We start from the raw sequence: 19,229 nt of genomic DNA on the forward strand, positions 1-19,229 counted from the left end.
CATGGGGCCGGACGCGACGCCGACCTGGCCTGCTGTCCTCAGTGCGCTGATCGCCGGCCGAGACCTCGACCGCGCCACGGCGGAGTGGGCCATGGCCCAGATCATGAGTGGAGAGGCGACCCCCTCGCAGGTCGCCGGCTTCCTCGTGGGCCTGCGCGCCAAAGGGGAGAGCATCGAGGAGATGCGCGGCCTGGCCGAGCAGATGCTCGCGCACGCGCGCCGCATCGAGGTGCCCGGCCCGAGTCTCGACATCGTGGGAACCGGCGGCGACCGGGCCCACACGGTGAACATCTCCACCATGTCGTCGATGGTGGCCGCCGCGGCAGGGGTTCGCCTGGTCAAGCACGGCAACCGGGCCGCGTCGTCTTCCTCAGGCTCCGCCGACGTGCTCGAGGCCCTCGGCGTCGACCTGTCCCTCCCGCCCGAGCGGGTGGTCGAGGTGGCATCCGAGGCGGGCATCACCTTCTGCTTCGCGCAGACCTTCCACCCCTCGTTCCGGCACACGGCCGTGCCCCGTCGCGACCTCGGCATCGGGACCGCCTTCAACTTCCTGGGCCCGCTCACCAACCCCGCGCAGCCGACGTATGCCGCTGTGGGCTGTGCCGACGCACGCATGGCGCCGCTGCTGGCCGGGGTCTTCGCCCACCGGGGCAAGGACGCAGCCGTCTTCCGGGGCGACGACGGCCTGGACGAGGTGACGGTCTCGACGACGACCCATGTGTGGTGGGTGCGAGGTGGCGTGGTGACGGAGAGGTCGCTCGACCCGACCCGGCTCGGCCTCTCGCTGCACCCGGTGGAGGACCTCCGGGGCGGCGACGCGGTCCACAACGCGAGCGTCGTCCGTGAGGTCTTCGCGGGCGCTCAAGGTGCGGTGCGCGACGCCGTGCTGCTCAACGCCGGGATCGCCCTGGCTCTCACGCGAGCCGACTCGGGGCCCTCACAGGCCGACTTCGACGCTGACCTGCGGACCGGTATGGCTCTCGCATCGGCGGCCATCGACAGCGGGGCAGCGGCCGGCGTCGTCGAGCGCTGGGTAGCCGCGACCCGTCGCTGATCGTGCTGGCTAGTCGCCCTCGAGGCCGAGGCTGAAGGCCGCCTCGAGGTCGTGGGACGAGTAGGTGCGGAAGGCGATGTGCGTCGACGTGCCGACGATGCCCTGCACCTTGTTGAGCCGGTCCGCGATGACGTCGGCGAACTCCTCGTGGGCCTTGACCCGCACCATGGCGATGAGGTCGGCGTCACCGGTCACCGAGTAGACCTCCGAGACGGCGGGGATGTCGGCAACGGCCTCGGCCACCTCGGGGATGCGGTCGACCTCGCAGCTGATCATGACGATGGCGGTGATCACGAGGACACCCTAGCCGGGGCTAGCCGGCGCGGCGCAGGCCGACGCCGGAACGGCCGGGCCGGCTCCGTGAGCCTGCCGTTGCCGCAGGGGCGTCGTTGTCGAAGCCGATGACCTCGTGCGCCGACGCGACGGCCGGCTCGAGCTGGCTGCGGACGAGGCCGGCACCACCGACGGGGCAGGTCCAGGACCCGTCCAGCTCGACGATGCGCACCCCGGGGGACTCGAGCCAGCGGAGCAGGATCTCGGTCTCCTCGGTCAGCGCAGCCGGGCGCCCCGGCGTCGGTGGCGGCACGGCCTCGGCAGTGGCCTGCATCGAGTGGACGTAGGGCATGGGGTCGGCGCCACGCGGGCTGACGACGGTGCCGGCGAGCCGGCCGTGACGGATGGACACGAGCTCCCACCCACCCAGGTCGCTGCGGCGGGCGGCGACGATCTCCGGCGACCGGACCAGGGGGGCCAGGCGCTGGGCACGGGCGGCGCCACGCACGAGCTGGAGGAAGCGGTCGCGCACCCGTGCGGCGTCCTCGAAGCGTTCCTGGGACGCCAGCTCCTCCAGGCGGGCGTGCAGCATCTGGGCTGTCGGCCGGGCGTCACCGGAGAAGATGGCCCGGCAGTCGTCGACGACCACCGCGTAGTCGCCCTCGGTCTGCGCGCCGGTGCACGGGGCGCCGCAGCGCCCCATGTCCGCGAGGGCGCAGGCCGTGCCGCGGCCGGTGACCCGCCCGGTGCACTGGCGCAGGGGCACGACCTCGTGGACGGCGTCGACGGCGGCCTGGGCGGTGGCGCGGGACCGGAAGGGACCGATGTGGTGGGCCCCGTCGTCGCTGACCTTCTTGACGATCGAGAGCCGCGGGAAGCGCTCCTGCGTCAACCTCACCCACACGCCGGCTCGTCCGTGCTTCGAGCGGCGGTTGAAGCGTGGCTTGTGCTCGTCGATGAGGCGCAGCTCCCGGACCTGCGCTTCGAGTGGGGTCTGGCACACGATCGGGTGCACGACGTGGGCCAGCCGCACCATCTCGGCCATCCTGCTGCGCTGCTCCGACGCGGTGAAGTAGGTGCGCACCCGGGTGCGGATGTCGCGGCTGGTGCCGACGTAGAGGACCCGGTCGCTGCCGTCCTTGAACAGGTAGACGCCGGGCGCGCTCGGCAACGGGTCGGCGAGGAAACGCTTGCGCCGCTGGGACGGTGTCACACGTGAGCTGTAGCTCGAGAGCTCCTCGAAGGTGTGGACGCCCAGGTTGCCGACACGCTCGATGAGTCCGTGGAGCACGTCAACCGTCGCCCGGGCGTCGTGGAGCGCACGGTGGTCAGGCGTGGTCGGCGAGCCGAAGACCTGGGCGAGCGAGGACAGCCGGTGGTTGGGCGACTCGTCGCGAGCCACGAGCTGGCGTGCGAGCTGGAGGGTGTCGAGAACGGGAAAGCCCGGCCACGGCGCTCCCACACGGGAGGCCGCGGCCTTGAGGAAGCCGATGTCGAAGCCGGCGTTGTGGGCCACCAGCACGCTGCCGGCGGCGAACTCGAGGAAGGCGGGCAGGGCGCTCTCGATGCGCGGGGCGTCTCGGACCATGGCGTCGGTGATGCCGGTGAGCACGGAGATGAAGGCGGGGATCGGCTCGGAGGGGTTGACGAGAGTCTGGAACTCGCCGATCACCTCGCCGGCGCGGACCTTCACGGCGCCGATCTCGGTGATGCCGCAGCGGGCCGGCGTGCCTCCGGTCGTCTCGAGGTCCACGACGACGAACGTGACGCCGGCAAGGGGAGTGCCGAGGTCGTCGAACGAGGCCTGGATCGCTTGCATGACGTGGACCGTATGCCGGGCCGCCGACATCGGGTCGGAGGCGCGGCCGCGGCCGCGGCCGCCGGTGCAGCCGGTGCCGCGCGAGCCCTCCTCGTCGCCTCCGACCGGCCGACGCCCTCCCGCCCTCCCGACACCATGCCCGCTCCCAGCGAGCCCTCCCGCACCTCGGCTGGTTCCCCGCGGCTGGAGGTGGGCGGGGCGGGGCACTGTCGGTGGGGCGACCTAGCGTCATTCCCGACAGATCGCAAGGAGTGACGAAAGGTGGACCAGGATGATGCTCGTCGACTGCCAGACCTGCCCCGTGCGGGACGTCCACTGCGCGGACTGCATGGTCACCGCGCTGACGGCGATTCCGCTGCGGCCGGGTGCCGAGGTGCCCGGTCCCGACCAACCCCGGGGCGACGCTTCCGGGCTTGGGACCGTGACCGCACCTCTCGACCGTGCCGAGCGCCGAGCGGTCTCCGCGCTCCTCGCCGCAGGGCTCGTCACCACCGCCACGGCCAACGCGGCGCGGGCCGAGCTCGCCCCAGCTGCACCTGCCACCCGCCAGCGGGCCCGCCGCGCCGTGTGACGGCGCCAGGTCAGCAAGCCAGTGTGCCCAGCGTCAAGGCACGGGGCACGGGGCACGAGGCCACGTGACACCATGACGCGGTGCGCAGCATGAGACGTGGGGCGGCGACCCGGCGGGTACTCACCGCCGCGACGATCGTCCTGGCACTCACGGCCTGTACAGCCGCAGAGCCGCCCTCTTCGACCGGAGTCGGAAGCTCACGTCCCAAGGCCCCGCAGGTGCAGGGCGCCACCCCGACCCGCGGCACGTCCGACGCCGTAGCAGGCGCCGAGCTGGCCCCCGAGCAGTGGGCTGCCGCCCGCCAGAGTGCCGCCGAAGCCCTCGTCGAGGACCGTTACGCCGCCGTGGGGCGGGGTGATCGCGCCGCCTGGCTCGCGCACCTCGGAGGCACGTCCGACGCCTCCTTGCGTGCCGCACAGTCTGCGGTGTTCGACCGCATGACCCGCATGGGGGCCGGGCACTTCCACGTGACGGCCCTCAGAGAGACCGCTGCACCGGTGCCTGCCACGAGTGGTGAGGCCGTCGTGTGGGACGAGAGGGTCAGCCTGACCTACAGCCTCGAGGGATACGACTCGGCGCCGCGAGCCTTCGACCTCGACCTGACCTTCAAGGCTGACCCTGCTGCTGCGCGTCGCCTCCTGCTCACCGGGTCGCGGTGGTCCGGTCGTCCTCAACCGTGGGATCTCGAGGGGCTGGTCGTGCGTCGGACCCCATCCTCGCTCGTCCTGGTCGTGGGCGGGCCCAACCGGCTCGACCGGGTCGACGAGGTCGTACGTCGCGCGCAGACCGCCGCTGTGCGCGTTGCCGCGGTCTGGGGGGTCGCCCGGCCGGCCGTCTGGATCGCACCGGCGACCGACGCGGACGCCGCCCAGCTGCTGGGTCGCACGGGCGACGGGCTGCACGGAGTGGCCGCGGCGACCGACGGGCCCCTCACGCCCGGTCGGACTGCCGGCGCGGACCGCATCGTCCTGGTGCCCGGCGCGTGGACCTCGCTGACTCCCGCGGGACGCGATGTCGTCATGACGCACGAGCTGACGCACGTCACCGTCCGGGCCTCGACCACCCGCGCCGTGCCGGTCTGGCTGTCGGAGGGCTTCGCCGAGCTGGTGGCCTACGAGCCCGTCGACCTGCCCGAGGCGACGATCGTCGCCCCGGCGCTGGAGCAGGTGCGCTCGACCGGCCTGCCCCGGGCCCTCCCGGCCGACACCGACTTCCAGCCAGGCACCCGCTCCCTCTCGGCGGCATACGGGCTCTCGCTCCTCGCGCTGCGCGCCCTGGCCGACGCGTACGGCACCCAGGCGGTCGTCCGCGTCTACCGCGAGGCGGCCGGTGGGCTAGATGTGCCGACCGCCCGGCTCGACGCCCCGGAGGCCGCGGTGGACGAGGCGCTGCGGGTAGTCGTCCACACGAGCCGCCCTGACCTGGTCACGAGGTGGCAGGCCCGGATCCGGCAGCTGCTGCGCTGACGGTCAGGCGTAGAGCTTCTCGACCTCGTCGCCGAAGTCCTTCATGACGACGTTGCGCTTGAGCTTCAGCGACGGCGTCAGGTAGCCGTTGGCCTCGGTGAAGTCGCCCGGAAGTACGGCGAACTTGCGGATCGACTCCGCCTTGGACACCGCCTCGTTGGCCCGGTCGACCGCCTCCTGCAGCGCCTCGAGGACCTTCGGGTGGCTCCGGGCCTGCTCGAGCGTCACGCCCTCGAGCCCGTGGGTCTTGGCCCACAGCGGCCACATCTCCTCGTCGAGCGTGACGAGGACGCCGACGAACGGCTTCTGGTCGCCGACGACGATGCACTGGGAGACGAGTGGGTGGGCGCGTAGGCGGTCCTCCAGGACTGCCGGCGCGACGTTCTTCCCGCCCGCCGTCACGAGGATCTCCTTCTTGCGACCGGTGATCCGAAGGTAGCCGTCGTCGTCCATCTCGCCGAGGTCACCGGTGTGGAACCAGCCGTCGATGATCGCCTCGGCGGTGGCGTCCGGCTTGCCGTGGTAGCTCGTGAAGACGCCGACGCCCTTGAGGAGGACCTCGCCGTCGTCGGCGATCCGGATGCCCGTGCCCGGCAGCGGTGGCCCGACCGTCCCGATCTTGATCTTGTCGGGAGTGTTGACGGCGACGGGGGCCGTGGTCTCCGTCAGGCCGTAGCCCTCGAGGATGACGACGCCGATGCCCCGGTAGAAGTGGCCGAGTCGCGTCCCGAGCGGTGCACCACCGGAGACGGCGTAGCGCACCGCACCGCCCATGGCGGCACGCAGCTTGCCGTAGACCAGCCGGTCGAAGAGGGCGTGCTGCAGGCGCAGCAGGATCCCGGGGCCGCCGGCGTCGAGCGCCTCGCTGTAGGCGATGGCCACCGTCGCGGCGCGCAGGAAGATCTTGCCCTTGCCCTCAGCGGACGCCTTGGCCTCCGCGGAGTTGAAGATCTTCTCGAAGACGCGCGGCACGGCCAGCACGAACGTCGGCTGGAAGCCGGCAAAGTCGTCGAGGAGGTTCTTGATGTCGGCCGAGTGGCCCATCCGCGCCTTGCCGGCCACGCACAGCACCTCGATGAACCGGGCGAAGACGTGGGCCAGGGGCAGGAAGAGCAGGGTCGAGGCGTTGTCGGTCAGCACGACCGGTCCCAGCTTCTGGATGGCGTTCTCGGCGAGGTCGAGGAAGTTGCCGTGGGACAGCTCGCAGCCCTTGGGGCGGCCGGTCGTGCCGGACGTGTAGATGATCGTGGCGACGGACCGCCGGTCGAGGCCGGCGCACCGAGAGTCCAGCTCCGCGTCGGGAACCGCCCGGCCCTTCTCGCGCAGGTCGTCGAGCCCCCCGGTCTCGATGGTGACGACGTGCCGCAGCGACGGCAGCTCGTCCCGGACCTGGTCGACCACGGCGAGGTGGGAGGGCGTCTCCACCACGGCCAGCTGGGTGTCCGAGTCGGAGAGGATCCACTGGACCTGCTCCGCGGACGAGGTCTCGTAGATCGGCACCACCACGGCGCCGGCAGCCCAGGCGGCGAAGTCGAGCAGCGTCCATTCGTAGCGGGTGCGCGACATCAGGGCGACGCGGTCGCCCTGCTGGACGCCCTCGGCGACGAGGCCCTTGGCGACCGCGGCGACGTCGTCCGCGAACTGGGTCCACGTGAGGTGGGTCCAGCCGCCCGACGGCGTCTTGCGTGAGAACGCCGTCTCGCTCGGCGACTCGGCCGCATTGCGACCCGGCAGGTCGGCGAGGCTTCCCCGGGTGGTGACGGGGGCAAGTGGTGCGACGACGTTGTCCTTCAACTGTCACTCCTGGTGGGGGCGGGAACTGTGCTGCACCATACCGACGGGTAACCGCATGGGCCACGTCAGCATGGTCACACCGAGGCCCCGGTTCGGCCGGTGGGTCGGCGCACGGCTGCCGTCGTGCCCATCTTGGCACGCAGCGAACGCGCTGCGGCGGGCCGCACCACAAGCGGTGTGGCGCACCGGCGACGCGATAGCCTTCCGCGCATGGCCGATCGCACGGAGTCCTCCATCGTCATCGACGCCCCTCCCGGTGAGGTGCTCGACGTCATCGCGGACTTCGACGCCTACCCCGAGTGGGCCGGCGAGGTGAAGGACGTCAAGGTGCTGGCCGAGGAGGGTGACGGCTGGGCGGACCAGGTGCAGTTCACCCTCGACGCCGGCGCCATCAAGGACACCTACGTCCTGGACTACGAGTGGGACGTCGTCGAGGACGGCACCGGCATCGTCTCCTGGTCCCTGGTGTCGGCGCAGGTGCTCAAGGCGATGAACGGCTCCTACACCCTGGCCGGCGACGGTGGCGGGGGCGGCACGAAGGTCACCTACCGGCTCGCGGTCGACGTGAAGGTTCCGATGATCGGGCTGCTCAAGCGCCGTGCCGAGAAGGTCATCGTCGACACCGCCCTCAAAGAGCTGAAGAAGCGCGTCGAGGCCTCCGACCGCACGTGAGCCCCACCGACGGTCCCGAGCAGGCCCCCCGGCACGACGACCCGTCCGACACGGCGGGGCCGGGGCGCGGAGCCGACGCGCCTGCGCCGGCGAGCGTCGCCGAGGAGGCGGCGCTGCTCGTCGAGCTGCTCTCCCGGCGCGGCTGGCCGGCGTCGTCGGGTATGCCGGGTTCGCCCCGGGACCCGGCCACCGGCGGGTCCGCCGATCCGGGCAGCGGGTCGGGGCCCCATGAGGAGCCTCCTCTGCAGAGCAACGAGGCGCGGGCCGGCGAGTGCACCTGCGGCGGAACGACGCCGAGTGCCTGCCGGGTCTGCCCGGTCTGCCAGCTGATCGCGTTCGTGCAGCAGGTCAACCCCGACACCATCGACCGGGTGGCCGACTTCGTGTCCTTCGCGGCCACCGCCCTGCACGACCTCGCCACCGCCCAGCGCGAACGACAGCCCCCGCAGGACGAGAGCGACGGCACCGAACCGGAAGGCAGGGCATGAGCAGGCGACTCGCCATCGGCATCGACATCGGGGGCACCAAGGTCGCCGGTGGCGTGGTCGACGAGTCGGGGGCGATCCTGCACCGCACTCGTCGTGACACCCCGCACCGGTCCACGTCGCCCTCGGTCGTCGAGGACACCATCGTGGAGTCTGTCGAGGAGCTGATGTGCCGGGCCGACCCCGGTGACGTCGTCGCGGTCGGCATCGGCGCCGCCGGCTTCGTCGCCGAGGACCGTGCGACCGTCGTCTTCGCCCCGCACCTGTCGTGGCGCAACGAGCCGCTGCAACAGGCCCTGTCCCAGCGCATCGACCTGCCCATCAGCGTCGACAACGACGCCAACGCGGCCGCCTGGGCGGAGGCGACGTTCGGGGCGGCCCGCGGAGAGTCGCACGTCGTGGTCATCACGCTCGGCACCGGCATCGGTGGCGCGCTCATCATCGACGGCCGGGTGCAGCGTGGTCGCCACGGCATCGCCGGCGAGTTCGGCCACATGCAGGTCGTGCCGGGAGGCGTGCGCTGCGAGTGTGGCAACCGCGGCTGCTGGGAGCAGTACGCAAGCGGCAACGCGCTGGTCCGGGAGGCCCGGGCGATGATCGAAGCCGGGTCCCCAGTGGTCGCGGACCTGCTCTCGCGACTCGGCGGCGACGCGGGTGCGCTGACCGGCCCGTTCATCACCGAGGCGGCCCGGGAGGGCGACGCGACGGCGCGCGAGCTGCTGGCCGACATCGGCGAGTGGCTCGGCATCGGCCTGGCCAACCTCGCCTCCGCCTTCGACCCCGGCCTGTTCGTCATCGGCGGTGGCGTCAGTGCCGCCGACGAGATGCTCATCGGACCGGCACGCGAGGCCTTCCGGCGCCAGCTCCCGGGGCGCGGCTACCGCCCGGAGGCGCGGATCGTGCGCGCCGTCCTGGGCAGCGACGCCGGCCTCATCGGCGCGGCCGAGCTGGCTCGCGCCGGCCGCTGAGGGACACCGGCGCGGTGGGGGAAGCGCGAGCACTGCACACGTTGCGGGTGATGAGCTACAACCTCCACGACCTGCGCGACGACCGGGCGGCAGCGATCCACAACGTCCGGGCCGTCGACCCCGACGTCCTCTGCCTGCAGGAGGTGCCCAGGAGACTGACGACCGAGATTCGGCTGCCGCCGTTCGCGCGAGCCTGCGGCATGGTCTGGCACCGGCGACGGCTCGGCACGGGCGGGACCGCCGTGCTCACGTCGCCACGCCTCGTCGTCCACGGCGTGGCCACCGGACGTCTGCCCGTCCGCTTCCCCGACCGCACGAGGGGGTATGCCGCCGCGACCGTCTCGCTGCCGGGCAGCGGACCGTGGGCCGCCCCCGTCACCGTCGTGAGCGTCCACCTGAGCCTCCGGGCGGTCGAGCGGGCGGCCCACGCAGCGGTGGTGCTGCAGAGCCTGGGGGAGCGCGCCGTCGTCGCGGGTGACCTCAACGAGGGACCGGGCGGCACGGCGTACGACCTCGTCGCCGCGCGCTACCCGGCCGTCTCGGCCGGGCAGCCGACGTTCCCTGCGCAGCGCCCGACCGCGCCGCTCGACGCCGTCTTCGCCGAGCGGGACCTGCGGGTGGTGCCGTCGGCCCCGGTCACTGTCGAGGAGCGCGACCTGCGGGCCGGATCGGACCACCGGCCGGTGTGGGTCGACCTGGACGTGTCGCCGACCTCGGCCCCCACCGAGCAGAGCCGACCAGCGCCGGACTAGAGCCGGGTGCCGTCGTCGAACGGGTCTCGCTCGGTGCCGCCGCGCAGGACCAGCAGGACGAAGCCGACCACGACCATCGCGAGGGCCGTGACCAACCACCACCCGCTGCCGTCGCGGTCGAAGAAGAGGAGGTAGAGCAGCAGGAGCGGGCCACCGACCAGGCCGCCCACGATGGCCCAGAACATCGGGTCGTTCTCGGCCGAGGGCAGGTCGATCTCGGACGGCGGGACGAAGTGCTCGTCGTCGTCGGAGGCGCCGTCCGCCCCGTTGCCCGTCGTCCGGCCCGTCGTCGTGCGGGCGTCCCCGGTGTCGTGCTGCGGCTCAGTGCTGCCGCGCCACACGTGCGGCGTGGTGGGCGCGATCGGCAGCTCCAACAGCCCGGAGGACGCCGCTGCGGCAGGGGGAGCCGGTGTGCCCGGCGGTCCCGGTGTGGCGGACGCAGGCTGCCCGTTCGGAGGCGGCGTCCGGCCGTCGTTGTCGGCGGCGTCGTCGGCGGCACCGGGCTGGCGCGGCGCGGCCTCGTCCGGCAGGGGCGGAGTCGCCTGGCCGGTGGGGTCGCTGGGGCCCGTGAGTCCGGACGGGTCGCCCGTCTCCGGGCGGGCGGGATCCGGTTCGGCCTGCTGCGGCTCGAGCGGCCGGCGCAGCTGCGGGTCTGGCGCCTCGTCGTCCCAGCCGGCAATGATCCGGGCGAACTCGGCGTCGAGGTCTCGATCACTCACGACGGGCTCCTGAGGCGAAACGACTGGATCTGATGATCCTCGCATGCGGCGCTGGCTGCGCGCGAGTGACGTAGAGTTCGAGCGGTCACAGACGGAAGGCGGACACGGTTGTTCTACTGGTTCCTCAAGACGATCGTCATCGGGCCGATCATCAAGCTCCTCTTCCGTCCCTGGGTGGAGGGTGAGGAGAACATCCCCGAGGAGGGCGCCGCGATCTTCGCGAGCAACCACCTGTCGTTCTCCGACTCCATCTTCCTGCCGCTCGTCGTGCCGCGCCGGATGACGTTCCTCGCCAAGAGCGACTACTTCACCGGGCGAGGCGTCAAGGGGCGCCTCACCGCAGCGTTCTTCAAGGCCATCGGACAGGTGCCCGTCGACCGTTCGGGTGGCAAGGCGAGCAGCGCCGCCCTCAACTCCGGCCTCAAGGTGCTGCGACGCGGCGACCTGCTCGGCATCTACCCCGAGGGCACGCGCTCGCCCGACGGGCGGCTCTACCGCGGCCGGACCGGCGTCGCCCGGATGGCGCTCGAGGGCAAGGTCCCGGTCATCCCCGTCGCCATGATCGGCACGGACAAGGCCCAGCCCACCGGCAAGGTCATCCCGCGGATCATGCGGGTGGGCGTGCGCGTCGGCAAACCCCTCGACTTCTCGCGCTACGAGGGCATGGAGGACGACCGCTTCGTCCTGCGCTCGATCACCGACGAGCTCATGTACGAGCTGATGCTGCTGTCCGGGCAGGAGTACGTCGACATGTACGCCACGTCGATGAAGGACCGGCTCGTGTCGGCCGCCCGGGCCAAAGCCCGTGAGCTGCAGGAGGCGGCCAAGCCGGGCACGGCCGCTCCAGAGCTCGAGAAGGCCCTCGACGCCGCCGAGGGCAAGGCGCGGGCTGCCGAGGAGGAGGACCGACGAGCCACTGGCGTGACGCCACGGACCGACGAGACCGGCCGCGGCGGCGATGCCGGCGCAGCCGCTGATGGGCGCGCCCTGGCGGCAGAGAGCCGCGAAGACGACGGGGACACGCCCGTCGTGGCGGCTTCCTGAGGCATGGTCGCCACTCGAGCCGTCGCGGGTGCGCACCCCGAGGGTGAGCCCGGCGTCGTCCTCACCTCGATGAGTCAGTCGGCATACCGCTCGCCGGGGCAGGTGCTCGCCGACGAGCACGCCGTCGTGCGCGGTCTCTGGAGGGTCATCGACGTCTTCCGCTGGCTGGCCCTCGCGTATGCGGCCTGGTCGGCGTGGGAGCGGCACGACCGGATCGCGCACCCCGCCGCAGCGGTCGCCGTCCTCGCCGTCCTCGCGGCGTGGACCCTCGTGGTCACCCTGCGGCCGATCCGAACCGTGCGGGCCTACACCTTGGAGCTCACGATCGGCTGCGCTGCCATCCTCGCCACCCGGCTCGTCGACGACCCTGCAGTCATCACGGCGGGTGCGAAGACGATCCCGTCGATCTGGCCTACGGCGGCGGTCGTCGGCTTCGCGGTGCTGCGCGGGTGGCGCGGTGGACTGGTGGCCGCAGCGGTGGTGGCGGCCTTCTCCTTCGCCGAGGTGGTCGAGCCGACCCCCAACACCGTCACCAACTCGATCTTCGGCCTGCTGCTCGGCGGCTGCCTGGGCTACTGCGTCGACCTCGCCCGCTCGAGCCACGCGGCGCTCGCCGAGGCGATGCGGCTGGATGCCGCTCGCGCCGAGCGCGACCGCCTGGCCCGCACCGTGCACGACGGCGTGCTCCAGACGCTGGCATTCATCAATCGGCGCGCCAGTGAGCTGGGCGGCGAGGCCGCGCGGCTCGGGGCGATGGCGGGGGAGCAGGAGCGGATCCTGCGCACCCTCGTGAGCCAGACGGACCTCGCCGAGCTCGGACGCGCCGTCAGCGGCGAGACCGACCTGCGGGCGCTCCTTCGGCACGTCGAAGTCCACGGCGTGCAGCTCGTCTCGCCCGCCGACCCCGTCCTGCTGCCCCGGCGAGCCGCCGACGAGCTCGTCGCCGCTGTCGAGGCCGCGCTCGACAACGTGCGCCAGCACGCCGGGTCCGATGCCCGGGCCTGGGTGCTGCTCGACGACACCCTCGACGAGGTGGCGGTCACGGTCCGCGACTCGGGCCGAGGTGTGGCCCCCGGCCGGCTCGAGGAGGCCGTGGGGCAGGGCCGCCTCGGCGTGTCCTCGAGCATCCTCGGACGCCTCGCCGACCTCGGTGGCACCGCCGCCGTCACGTCAGGACCGGCAGGCGGCACCACCGTCGAGATGCACCTGCCCAAGCACCCCAGACCACGACAGGCCGACCCTCGGGGCGGCCACCACTTCGACGCCCGGACGCACGCACGAGGAGCATCGTGACGACACCGCAGGACGCCACACCTCCGCAGGGGCAGCCCGCGAGTCCACCCCGACCCGCCGGCGAGCACATCCGTGTGGTCGTGGCGGACGACCACCCGATGTGGCGTGACGCCGTGGCCCGGGACCTCGCCGACGCCGGCTTCGAGGTCGTCGCCACCGCCGACGACGGAAGGTCGACGCTGGCGCGCGCCCGTGCCACGGTGCCGGACGTCCTCGTCCTCGACCTCAACCTGCCCGGCATGGGGGGCGCGCAGGTCTGCGCCGCGCTCGCCGCGGCCGGCGTCCCGACCCGCATCCTCATCCTCTCCGCCAGCGGTGACCACCAGGACGTGCTCGACGCCGTCAAGGCCGGAGCCCTCGGCTACCTGGTCAAGTCCGCGGGTCGCGAGGAGTTCCTCGCCGCGGTCCGGGCCACGGCGGCGGGGGAGCCCGTCTTCACCGCCGGGCTGGCAGGCCTCGTCCTCGGCGAGTTCCGGCGCGTGAAGGCGGCCGGCGGCGGCACCCCCGAACGCCCGATCCCCGAGCTGACCGACCGGGAGACGGAGATCCTCAAGTACGTCGCCACGGGGATGGGCTACAAGGAGATCGCGGCCACGCTTTTCCTGTCGCACCGCACCGTCCAGAACCACGTGCAGAACATCTTCGGCAAGCTGCAGATGCACAACCGGGTGGAGCTCGTCCGCTTCGCCATGGAGCGCGGTCTCCACCTCGCCGACCCCAGCTGAGGCCGTGGGCCCGCCACCGGACGGGGAACGGTCCCGCGGGCCCGGGCGGGACGGCATACGTCCCCGGGGCTCGTGAGGTTTCGGGATGCGGACCCCGGCAGGGGGCACCCGGTCCGGCGTCTACGCTTACGGGGTGAACACGAGGACCGTCACCGCCGATGTCGGCCTTGAACCCGCTGACGGGTCCGAGGCCCTCGCCGCCCTCACGGCTGCTGCCAGCGAGCTCGAGGCCTCGCAGCAGCCGGCATGGCCCGACACGGCCGCCCTGGCCGAGGTGATCGAGACCCTCTCGTCGTATCCGCCGCTCGTCTTCGCGGGCGAGTGCGACATCCTCACCGACCGGATGGCCAAGGCCGCCGTCGGGGAGGCCTTCGTGCTCCAGGGTGGCGACTGCGCCGAGACGTTCGCGTCCGCGACGGCCGACAACATCCGCGACCGCATCAAGACGATCCTGCAGATGGCCGCGGTCCTCACCTACGGCGCGTCGGTGCCGGTCGTCAAGATCGGGCGCATGGCGGGGCAGTACGCCAAGCCGCGAAGCTCCACGGTCGAGACCCGCGAGGGCGTGACGCTGCCCGCCTTCCGCGGTGACATGGTCAACGACTTCGCCTTCCACGAGACCGCGCGCGTCCCCGACCCCCAGCGGCTCGTCCGCGCCTACCACGCGAGCTCGGCGACGCTGAACCTCGTGCGCGCTTTCACCACGGGCGGATTCGCCGACCTGCGGCACGTGCACGACTGGAACCGCGGCTTCGTGGCCAACTCGGCCAACCAGCGCTACGAGAAGATCGCCAAGGACATCGACAAGGCGATGAAGTTCATGGCGGCGTGCGGCGCCGACTTCGACGCCATGCGCACCGTCGAGTTCTACGCGGCGCACGAAGCCCTCCTGCTCGACTACGAGCGCCCGCTGACGCGCATCGACTCCCGCTCGGGTCGGCTCTACGACACCTCGGGGCACTTCGTGTGGGTCGGCGAGCGCACCCGGCAGCTCGACGGCGCCCACGTCGACTTCGTCTCGCGCATCAGCAACCCGATCGGCGTCAAGCTCGGACCGAAGGCCGACATCGACGAGGTGCTGCGCCTCATCGACAAGGTCGACCCGAACCGCACCCCTGGTCGCCTGACCTTCATCACGCGCATGGGGGCGGGCACGATCCGCGACGCCCTGCCGGCGATCGTCGACAAGGTGACCGCCTCGGGCGCCACGGTGACATGGATCTGCGACCCCATGCACGGCAACACGTTCGAGAGCCCGTCGGGCTACAAGACGCGCGACTTCGAGGACATCGTCGAGGAGGTGCGCGGCTTCTTCGAGGTGCACCAGTCGCTCGGCACCGTCCCGGGCGGCATCCACGTCGAGCTGACCGGCAACGACGTCACCGAGTGCCTCGGCGGTGCGGAGAAGATCATCGACTCCGACCTGGAGAAGCGCTACGAGTCCCTGTGCGACCCGCGCCTGAACCACCAGCAGTCGCTCGAGCTCGCGTTCCTCGTCGCCGAGATGCTCGGCCAGGCCTGACGGTGGCGTCGGTGGGTTCGGGCGCGAGCAGCCCGTTCAAGGCGGACCTGCTCAGCGACACGCTGACCCGGCCCTCCGGGGCCATGCGCGAGGCCATGGCACGTGCCGACGTCGGCGACGACGTCTTCGGCGAGGACCCGACGCTGCGCGCCCTCGAGGAACGCGTGGCCGGCCTGCTCGGCCACGAGGCGGGGCTCTTCACGCCGTCGGGCTCGATGGCCAACCAGCTGGGTGTGCGCCTGCACGTCAAGCCGGGTGAGGAGCTGATCGGCGACTCCCTGGCCCACGTGGTGCGCGCCGAGCTCGGCGCCGCCGCGGTGCTGTCGGGGATCTCGTCGCGCACCTGGGTCTCCGAGCGCGGCCGGTTCCGCGCCGGCGACGCCGCGTTCCTGATGATCACGGGCGTCGGCCCGTACCAGGTGTGCACGTCGCTGGTGGTCGTCGAGAACACCCACAACTTCGGCGGCGGCACCGTCCAGTCGCTCGACGAGATCCGACGGGCGCGCCGGGTGACGCGTGAGCGCGGCGTGGCGATGCACCTCGACGGCGCGCGCCTCTTCAACGCCTCCGTTGCCGCCGGGGTGCCGGTCAGCGACTACGGCCGCGAGTTCGACACCGTCTCCATCTGCCTCAGCAAGGGACTCGGCGCCCCGGTCGGCAGCGTCCTCGTCGGCTCCGCCGACGCCATGGCCGAGTCGCGGGTGTGGCGCAAGCGCTTCGGCGGAGGTATGCGCCAGGCTGGGATCCTCGCCGCCGCAGGGCTGTTCGCGCTCGAGCACAACGTCGAGCGGCTCGCCGACGACCACGCTCGCGCCCGGCGGGCGGCCGAGGCCATCGCGGAGGCCGCCCCCGGCGCCGTCGACCTCGCCACGGTCGAGACGAACATCGTCATCCTCGACGTCGCGGCCGCCGGATGGACGTCGGCAGCCTTCGTCGACGCTGCACTGGCCGGCGGCGTGCGCACGTATGCCGTCGGGCCGGGTGCCGTGCGCCTCGTCTGGCACCTCGACGTCGACGACGCGGGCACCGACGTCGCGATCGACGTCCTCACTGCACTCGTCAGGTCCGGCCCCGCCGCCTGACCGCAGTCGCCGCTGACCGGCTGTCAGAGCTCGTGGTGCAGGGCCTCGGCCGGTAGCTCACGGGGGCGGCGGCGTGTCGCGACGAGCTCGACGGCATACATGGCCGTCAGCACGAGCGCGCCGCCCGCGACCATGCGCCACGTCGGCGACTCACCGCCGAAGACCACGGCGAAGAAGGCCGCGAAGACGGGCTCCATCGTCATGACGATGGCGGCCCGGGTCGCCGGCAGGTGGGCCTGCGCCCACGTCTGCGCCCACAGCGCGAGGATGCTGGCGAAGGCGACCATGTAGAGCAGCGAGGCCCACTGGCCTCCGGTCTGCGGCAGGACGATCCCGCCCGGCAGCGCTCCGATGCCGCACAGCACGGCGATTACGACCATCTGCACCACCGAGAGGCCGGTTGCGACCTCAGAGGCGCTGTAGCGCCCGAGGCCCACGATGTGGAGCGCGTAGAGCAGGGCCGACACCAGGGTGACGGCCTCTCCCGGTCCGACGGAGAGGCCGCGCAGCGAGAGCAGGGCGAGCCCGGCCGTGGCCAGCGCCACGGCCAGCCACGTCGACGCCGCGACGCGCTCGTGCAGCAGCAGCGCGGTCAGCAGCGGCGTCAGCACGACATAGGTGCCGGTGATGAAGCCGGACACGGACGCCGGGGTCGAGGTCAGGCCCACCGTCTGGGCGATCTGGGCCAGCCCGTAGAGCGCGCCCAACCCGACACCGATGAGCACCTGCCGACGGGTCAGCGCGCGGACCGGCCGCCAGAAGAGCACGAGCATGACGACGGTGGCGATCGTGAAGCGCACGGCGAGGAAGTCGAGCGGCGGCACGTGCACGACGAGGTCGTGGATCAGGAAGAACGTGGAGCCCCAGACCGCGGTCAGGGACACGAGCAGGATCGTGGCGAGGCGCGAGCGCGCCGGGTCGTGCACGCGCGACCTAGACGATCGTCAGGACGATGGTGCTGCCCTTGGGTGCGGAGTCGCCGCCCTTGACGCTCTGGTGCTGGACGAGGTCGAACACGGGACCGAAGAGGCCCGCCTCCTTCTTGACGGTGAAGCCGAGGTCGGTGAGGGCCTTCTCCGCGTCGCCGGACGCCCGCCCGACGACGTTGGGCACCTGCACCATGACCGGGCCCTTGGAGACGACGAGCTTGACAGAGTCACCCCGGTGCAGCGTGCCCTGGTCCGGTGACTGCGAGACCACCTGCCCGGACGGCACGGTGTCGCTGTTGACGTCGGGGGCACGCACGACGACGAGCCCGGCCTTGGTGACCGCTGCCGATGCCGCCTCGAACGACGTGCCCGTGACGGTGGGGACGTCGATCGGCTGGCGCCCCCTCGACACGACCACCGACACGGAGGTGTTGCGCTTCACCGAGGTCCCCGGCGCTGGGTCCTGGGAGATGACGACGCCCGCTGGCACCGTCTCGCTCCAGGCCTTCGAGGTGTCGCCCAGCCGCAGCGTCAGCGGCGACAGTGCCGACCCGAGGTCGCCGACCTTGACGCCGACGAGCTGCGGGACGGCATACCGCTCCCGGCCCTTGGAGACGACGAGGCGGACGGTGGACTGCTTGCCGAGCTCGGTGCCCGCGCCGGGGTCGACCTGCAGCACCAGGCCCTTGGCCTCGGTCTCGGAGAACTCCTGGGTCTCCTCGGCCCCGAGCGAGGAGCGCTGCAGTGCTCCTCGGGCCTCGGCGAGCTGTTGGCCGACGACGGCAGGCACGGTCGTGGAGCCGCCGGGCCCGGCCGTGAACCACCAGCCGGCCGTCCCTCCGGCGAGCACGAGCAGCCCGGCGGCCAGCCAGAGCGGCCACCGTCGGCGGCGACGGGACCGGTCGTGGGCCCCGACCGGCATGGCCGCCGTGTGCTCGAGCACCGGCGCGTCGTGCTGCTCGTGCACGGGCCTCCCGGCCAGCGTTGCCCTGCGGGCAGCGACGGCTCGGTCGACCGACTGCGGCGGCACCCCGTCAGGCGCTGTCGTGGAAAGGGCCGGCGCCGAGCGGGTCGCCCCGACGGGGGGCAGCTGCGAGGTCGTGGCCGGGTCCGGCGACACCGCCGAGCCACGCCGGTCCAGCTCCCCGCCGGACAGGCCACGCCGGACGCCGCGCAGCGCGGTGACGAACTCCGCGGCCGATTCGAACCGGTCGTCGGGCTCGGTGGCCGTCGCCCGCGCCACCAGCTCGTCCAGCGCCCCAGGAACCGTCGGCACGACGCAGGAGGGCGGGCTGATGGTCCCGTGCACGTGGTTGTACGCGATCTGGATGGGGGTGTCGCCGGTGACGGCCTTGTGCCCGGTGAGCATCTCGAACAGCAGCAGGCCGGCCGCGTACACGTCGCTGCGCGGGTCGGCGACCCCGCGCTCGACCTGCTCGGGCGAGAGGTAGGAGACGGTACCGAGCAGCACGCCGGTCTGGCTCGTGGTCGCCTGGTTGGTGATGGCCCGGGCCAGTCCGAAGTCGGCGACCTTGACCTCGCCGTCACCGCGGACGATGACGTTCTCGGGCTTGACGTCCCGGTGGATCATGCCGGCGACATGGGCGGCGCGGAGCGCGAGCAGGATCGGCTCGAGGACTGCGAGCGCCTCACGCGCCGTGAGCGGCGCCTCCTCGTGGATCACCTCGCGCAGGGTCTTGCCCTCGACGAGCTCCATCGCGAGGAAGACCTCGCCGTCGTCCTCGCCCTGGTCGAAGACGGCGACGACGTTGGGATGGCTGAGGCGTGCGGCCGAGCGGGCCTCGGCACGGAACCGGTTGACGAAGACCTGGTCGGTGGCCAGCCCCGGGCGCATGATCTTGAGTGCGACCTGCCGGTCGAGGCGTCCGTCCAGCGCCACGTAGACGGAGGCCATGCCACCGTCCGCGAGGTGGGAGAGGATGCGGTACCGGCCGTCGATCACGCGACCGACGAGGGCGTCCGCCACACTGGACGTCACCGCACGGAGTTTACGGGCAGAGCCCGCGCATCCGGCGCAGGCCAGCCGGTGCGCGGTGCGGC

18 protein-coding genes are annotated in these 19,229 nt (G+C 72.4%); 12 read left to right on the top strand and 6 right to left on the bottom strand.

Annotation, left to right across the window (positions count from 1 at the left end):
- Position 1: 1 nt before the first annotated feature.
- Positions 2-1,054: an anthranilate phosphoribosyltransferase gene (gene trpD / locus ABD194_RS16950; protein ID WP_343993504.1), complete on the top strand. Its 1,053-nt coding sequence runs from the start codon at positions 2-4 to the stop codon at positions 1,052-1,054.
- A gap of 9 nt (positions 1,055-1,063) precedes the next feature.
- On the opposite strand, the gene ABD194_RS16955 is transcribed toward trpD, so the two are convergent.
- Both ABD194_RS16955 and ABD194_RS16960 read right to left on the bottom strand, forming a co-directional pair.
- A complete protein-coding gene (locus tag ABD194_RS16955) occupies positions 1,064-1,348 on the bottom strand; it encodes an Lrp/AsnC ligand binding domain-containing protein (protein ID WP_142186825.1) in 285 nt (94 codons plus the stop codon).
- 19 nt (positions 1,349-1,367) lie between these two features.
- A complete protein-coding gene (locus tag ABD194_RS16960; RefSeq protein WP_425579998.1) occupies positions 1,368-3,353 on the bottom strand; it encodes a DEDD exonuclease domain-containing protein in 1,986 nt (661 codons plus the stop codon).
- Positions 3,354-3,417: 64 nt separating this feature from the next.
- Here ABD194_RS16960 and ABD194_RS16965 point away from each other — a divergent pair, with 64 nt between their 5' ends.
- Together ABD194_RS16965 and ABD194_RS16970 are read left to right on the top strand one after the other, a co-directional pair.
- A complete protein-coding gene (locus ABD194_RS16965; RefSeq protein ID WP_343993511.1) occupies positions 3,418-3,717 on the top strand; it encodes a hypothetical protein in 300 nt (99 codons plus the stop codon).
- 218 nt (positions 3,718-3,935) lie between these two features.
- Positions 3,936-5,183 carry a hypothetical protein gene (locus tag ABD194_RS16970; protein ID WP_343993513.1) on the top strand — a complete coding sequence of 416 codons (1,248 nt, stop codon included), beginning with the start codon at positions 3,936-3,938 and terminating at the stop codon, positions 5,181-5,183.
- A gap of 3 nt (positions 5,184-5,186) precedes the next feature.
- Here ABD194_RS16970 and ABD194_RS16975 read toward each other — a convergent pair whose 3' ends face one another.
- Positions 5,187-6,977, bottom strand: coding sequence for an AMP-dependent synthetase/ligase (locus ABD194_RS16975; protein ID WP_343993515.1), 1,791 nt, complete (start codon positions 6,975-6,977; stop codon positions 5,187-5,189).
- Positions 6,978-7,187: 210 nt separating this feature from the next.
- Here ABD194_RS16975 and ABD194_RS16980 point away from each other — a divergent pair, with 210 nt between their 5' ends.
- From ABD194_RS16980 to ABD194_RS16995, 4 genes are read left to right on the top strand one after another with little or no spacing between them, the layout of a single operon-like run.
- Complete coding sequence (locus tag ABD194_RS16980; protein WP_343993517.1) at positions 7,188-7,649, top strand: SRPBCC family protein; 462 nt, start codon at positions 7,188-7,190, stop codon at positions 7,647-7,649.
- Positions 7,646-8,137, top strand: coding sequence for a hypothetical protein (locus tag ABD194_RS16985; protein WP_343993519.1), 492 nt, complete (start codon positions 7,646-7,648; stop codon positions 8,135-8,137). The genes ABD194_RS16980 and ABD194_RS16985 overlap by 4 nt, the downstream gene beginning before the upstream one ends.
- Positions 8,134-9,102 carry an ROK family glucokinase gene (locus ABD194_RS16990; RefSeq protein ID WP_343993521.1) on the top strand — a complete coding sequence of 323 codons (969 nt, stop codon included), beginning with the start codon at positions 8,134-8,136 and terminating at the stop codon, positions 9,100-9,102. Before ABD194_RS16985 ends, ABD194_RS16990 begins: the two co-directional genes overlap by 4 nt.
- Before the next feature lie 50 nt (positions 9,103-9,152).
- The gene (locus tag ABD194_RS16995; protein ID WP_343993523.1) at positions 9,153-9,854 is read left to right on the top strand and encodes an endonuclease/exonuclease/phosphatase family protein; all 702 of its coding nucleotides are present in this window, start codon (positions 9,153-9,155) and stop codon (positions 9,852-9,854) included.
- Here the strand turns inward: ABD194_RS16995 and ABD194_RS17000 are convergent.
- Positions 9,851-10,573 (bottom strand): hypothetical protein, encoded by a 723-nt coding sequence (locus ABD194_RS17000; protein ID WP_343993525.1) that lies wholly within the window; start codon positions 10,571-10,573, stop codon positions 9,851-9,853. The genes ABD194_RS16995 and ABD194_RS17000 overlap by 4 nt on opposite strands.
- Positions 10,574-10,681: 108 nt before the next feature.
- Between ABD194_RS17000 and ABD194_RS17005 the strand changes: the two genes are divergently transcribed.
- The 5 genes from ABD194_RS17005 (at position 10,682) to ABD194_RS17025 (ending at position 16,239) form a co-directional block, all read left to right on the top strand.
- On the top strand, positions 10,682-11,617 hold the full coding sequence (locus tag ABD194_RS17005; RefSeq protein ID WP_343993527.1) for a 1-acyl-sn-glycerol-3-phosphate acyltransferase: 936 nt from the start codon (positions 10,682-10,684) through the stop codon (positions 11,615-11,617).
- Between the two features lie 3 nt (positions 11,618-11,620).
- On the top strand, positions 11,621-12,910 hold the full coding sequence (gene macS, locus ABD194_RS17010; protein ID WP_343993529.1) for a MacS family sensor histidine kinase: 1,290 nt from the start codon (positions 11,621-11,623) through the stop codon (positions 12,908-12,910).
- Entirely contained in the window at positions 12,907-13,635 is a 729-nt protein-coding gene (locus tag ABD194_RS17015; protein WP_343993531.1) for a response regulator, read from the top strand. Before macS ends, ABD194_RS17015 begins: the two co-directional genes overlap by 4 nt.
- A gap of 85 nt (positions 13,636-13,720) precedes the next feature.
- The gene (locus tag ABD194_RS17020; protein ID WP_343993533.1) at positions 13,721-15,157 is read left to right on the top strand and encodes a class II 3-deoxy-7-phosphoheptulonate synthase; all 1,437 of its coding nucleotides are present in this window, start codon (positions 13,721-13,723) and stop codon (positions 15,155-15,157) included.
- An 11-nt stretch (positions 15,158-15,168) separates the two neighbouring features.
- On the top strand, positions 15,169-16,239 hold the full coding sequence (locus ABD194_RS17025) for a threonine aldolase family protein (RefSeq protein WP_343993535.1): 1,071 nt from the start codon (positions 15,169-15,171) through the stop codon (positions 16,237-16,239).
- Positions 16,240-16,262: 23 nt separating this feature from the next.
- On the opposite strand, the gene ABD194_RS17030 is transcribed toward ABD194_RS17025, so the two are convergent.
- Positions 16,263-17,165, bottom strand: a complete 903-nt coding sequence (locus tag ABD194_RS17030) for a DMT family transporter (RefSeq protein ID WP_343993537.1) — start codon at positions 17,163-17,165, stop codon at positions 16,263-16,265.
- Positions 17,166-17,172: 7 nt separating this feature from the next.
- Positions 17,173-19,167 (bottom strand): Stk1 family PASTA domain-containing Ser/Thr kinase, encoded by a 1,995-nt coding sequence (pknB, locus tag ABD194_RS17035; RefSeq protein WP_343993539.1) that lies wholly within the window; start codon positions 19,165-19,167, stop codon positions 17,173-17,175.
- Positions 19,168-19,229 lie beyond the last annotated feature (62 nt).

Source organism: Terrabacter terrae (genome assembly GCF_039529575.1).
GTDB lineage: Bacteria > Actinomycetota > Actinomycetes > Actinomycetales > Dermatophilaceae > Terrabacter > Terrabacter terrae.

What these genes read in the sequence shown, in the direction of transcription:
- trpD (WP_343993504.1), top strand. Translation starts at nt 2, where the DNA reads ATGGGGCCGGACGCGACGCCGACCTGGCCTGCTGTCCTCAGTGCGCTG.
- ABD194_RS16965 (WP_343993511.1), top strand. Translation starts at nt 3,418, where the DNA reads ATGATGCTCGTCGACTGCCAGACCTGCCCCGTGCGGGACGTCCACTGC.
- ABD194_RS16980 (WP_343993517.1), top strand. Translation starts at nt 7,188, where the DNA reads ATGGCCGATCGCACGGAGTCCTCCATCGTCATCGACGCCCCTCCCGGT.
- ABD194_RS16990 (WP_343993521.1), top strand. Translation starts at nt 8,134, where the DNA reads ATGAGCAGGCGACTCGCCATCGGCATCGACATCGGGGGCACCAAGGTC.
- ABD194_RS16995 (WP_343993523.1), top strand. Translation starts at nt 9,153, where the DNA reads ATGAGCTACAACCTCCACGACCTGCGCGACGACCGGGCGGCAGCGATC.
- macS (WP_343993529.1), top strand. Translation starts at nt 11,621, where the DNA reads ATGGTCGCCACTCGAGCCGTCGCGGGTGCGCACCCCGAGGGTGAGCCC.
- ABD194_RS17020 (WP_343993533.1), top strand. Translation starts at nt 13,721, where the DNA reads ATGCGGACCCCGGCAGGGGGCACCCGGTCCGGCGTCTACGCTTACGGG.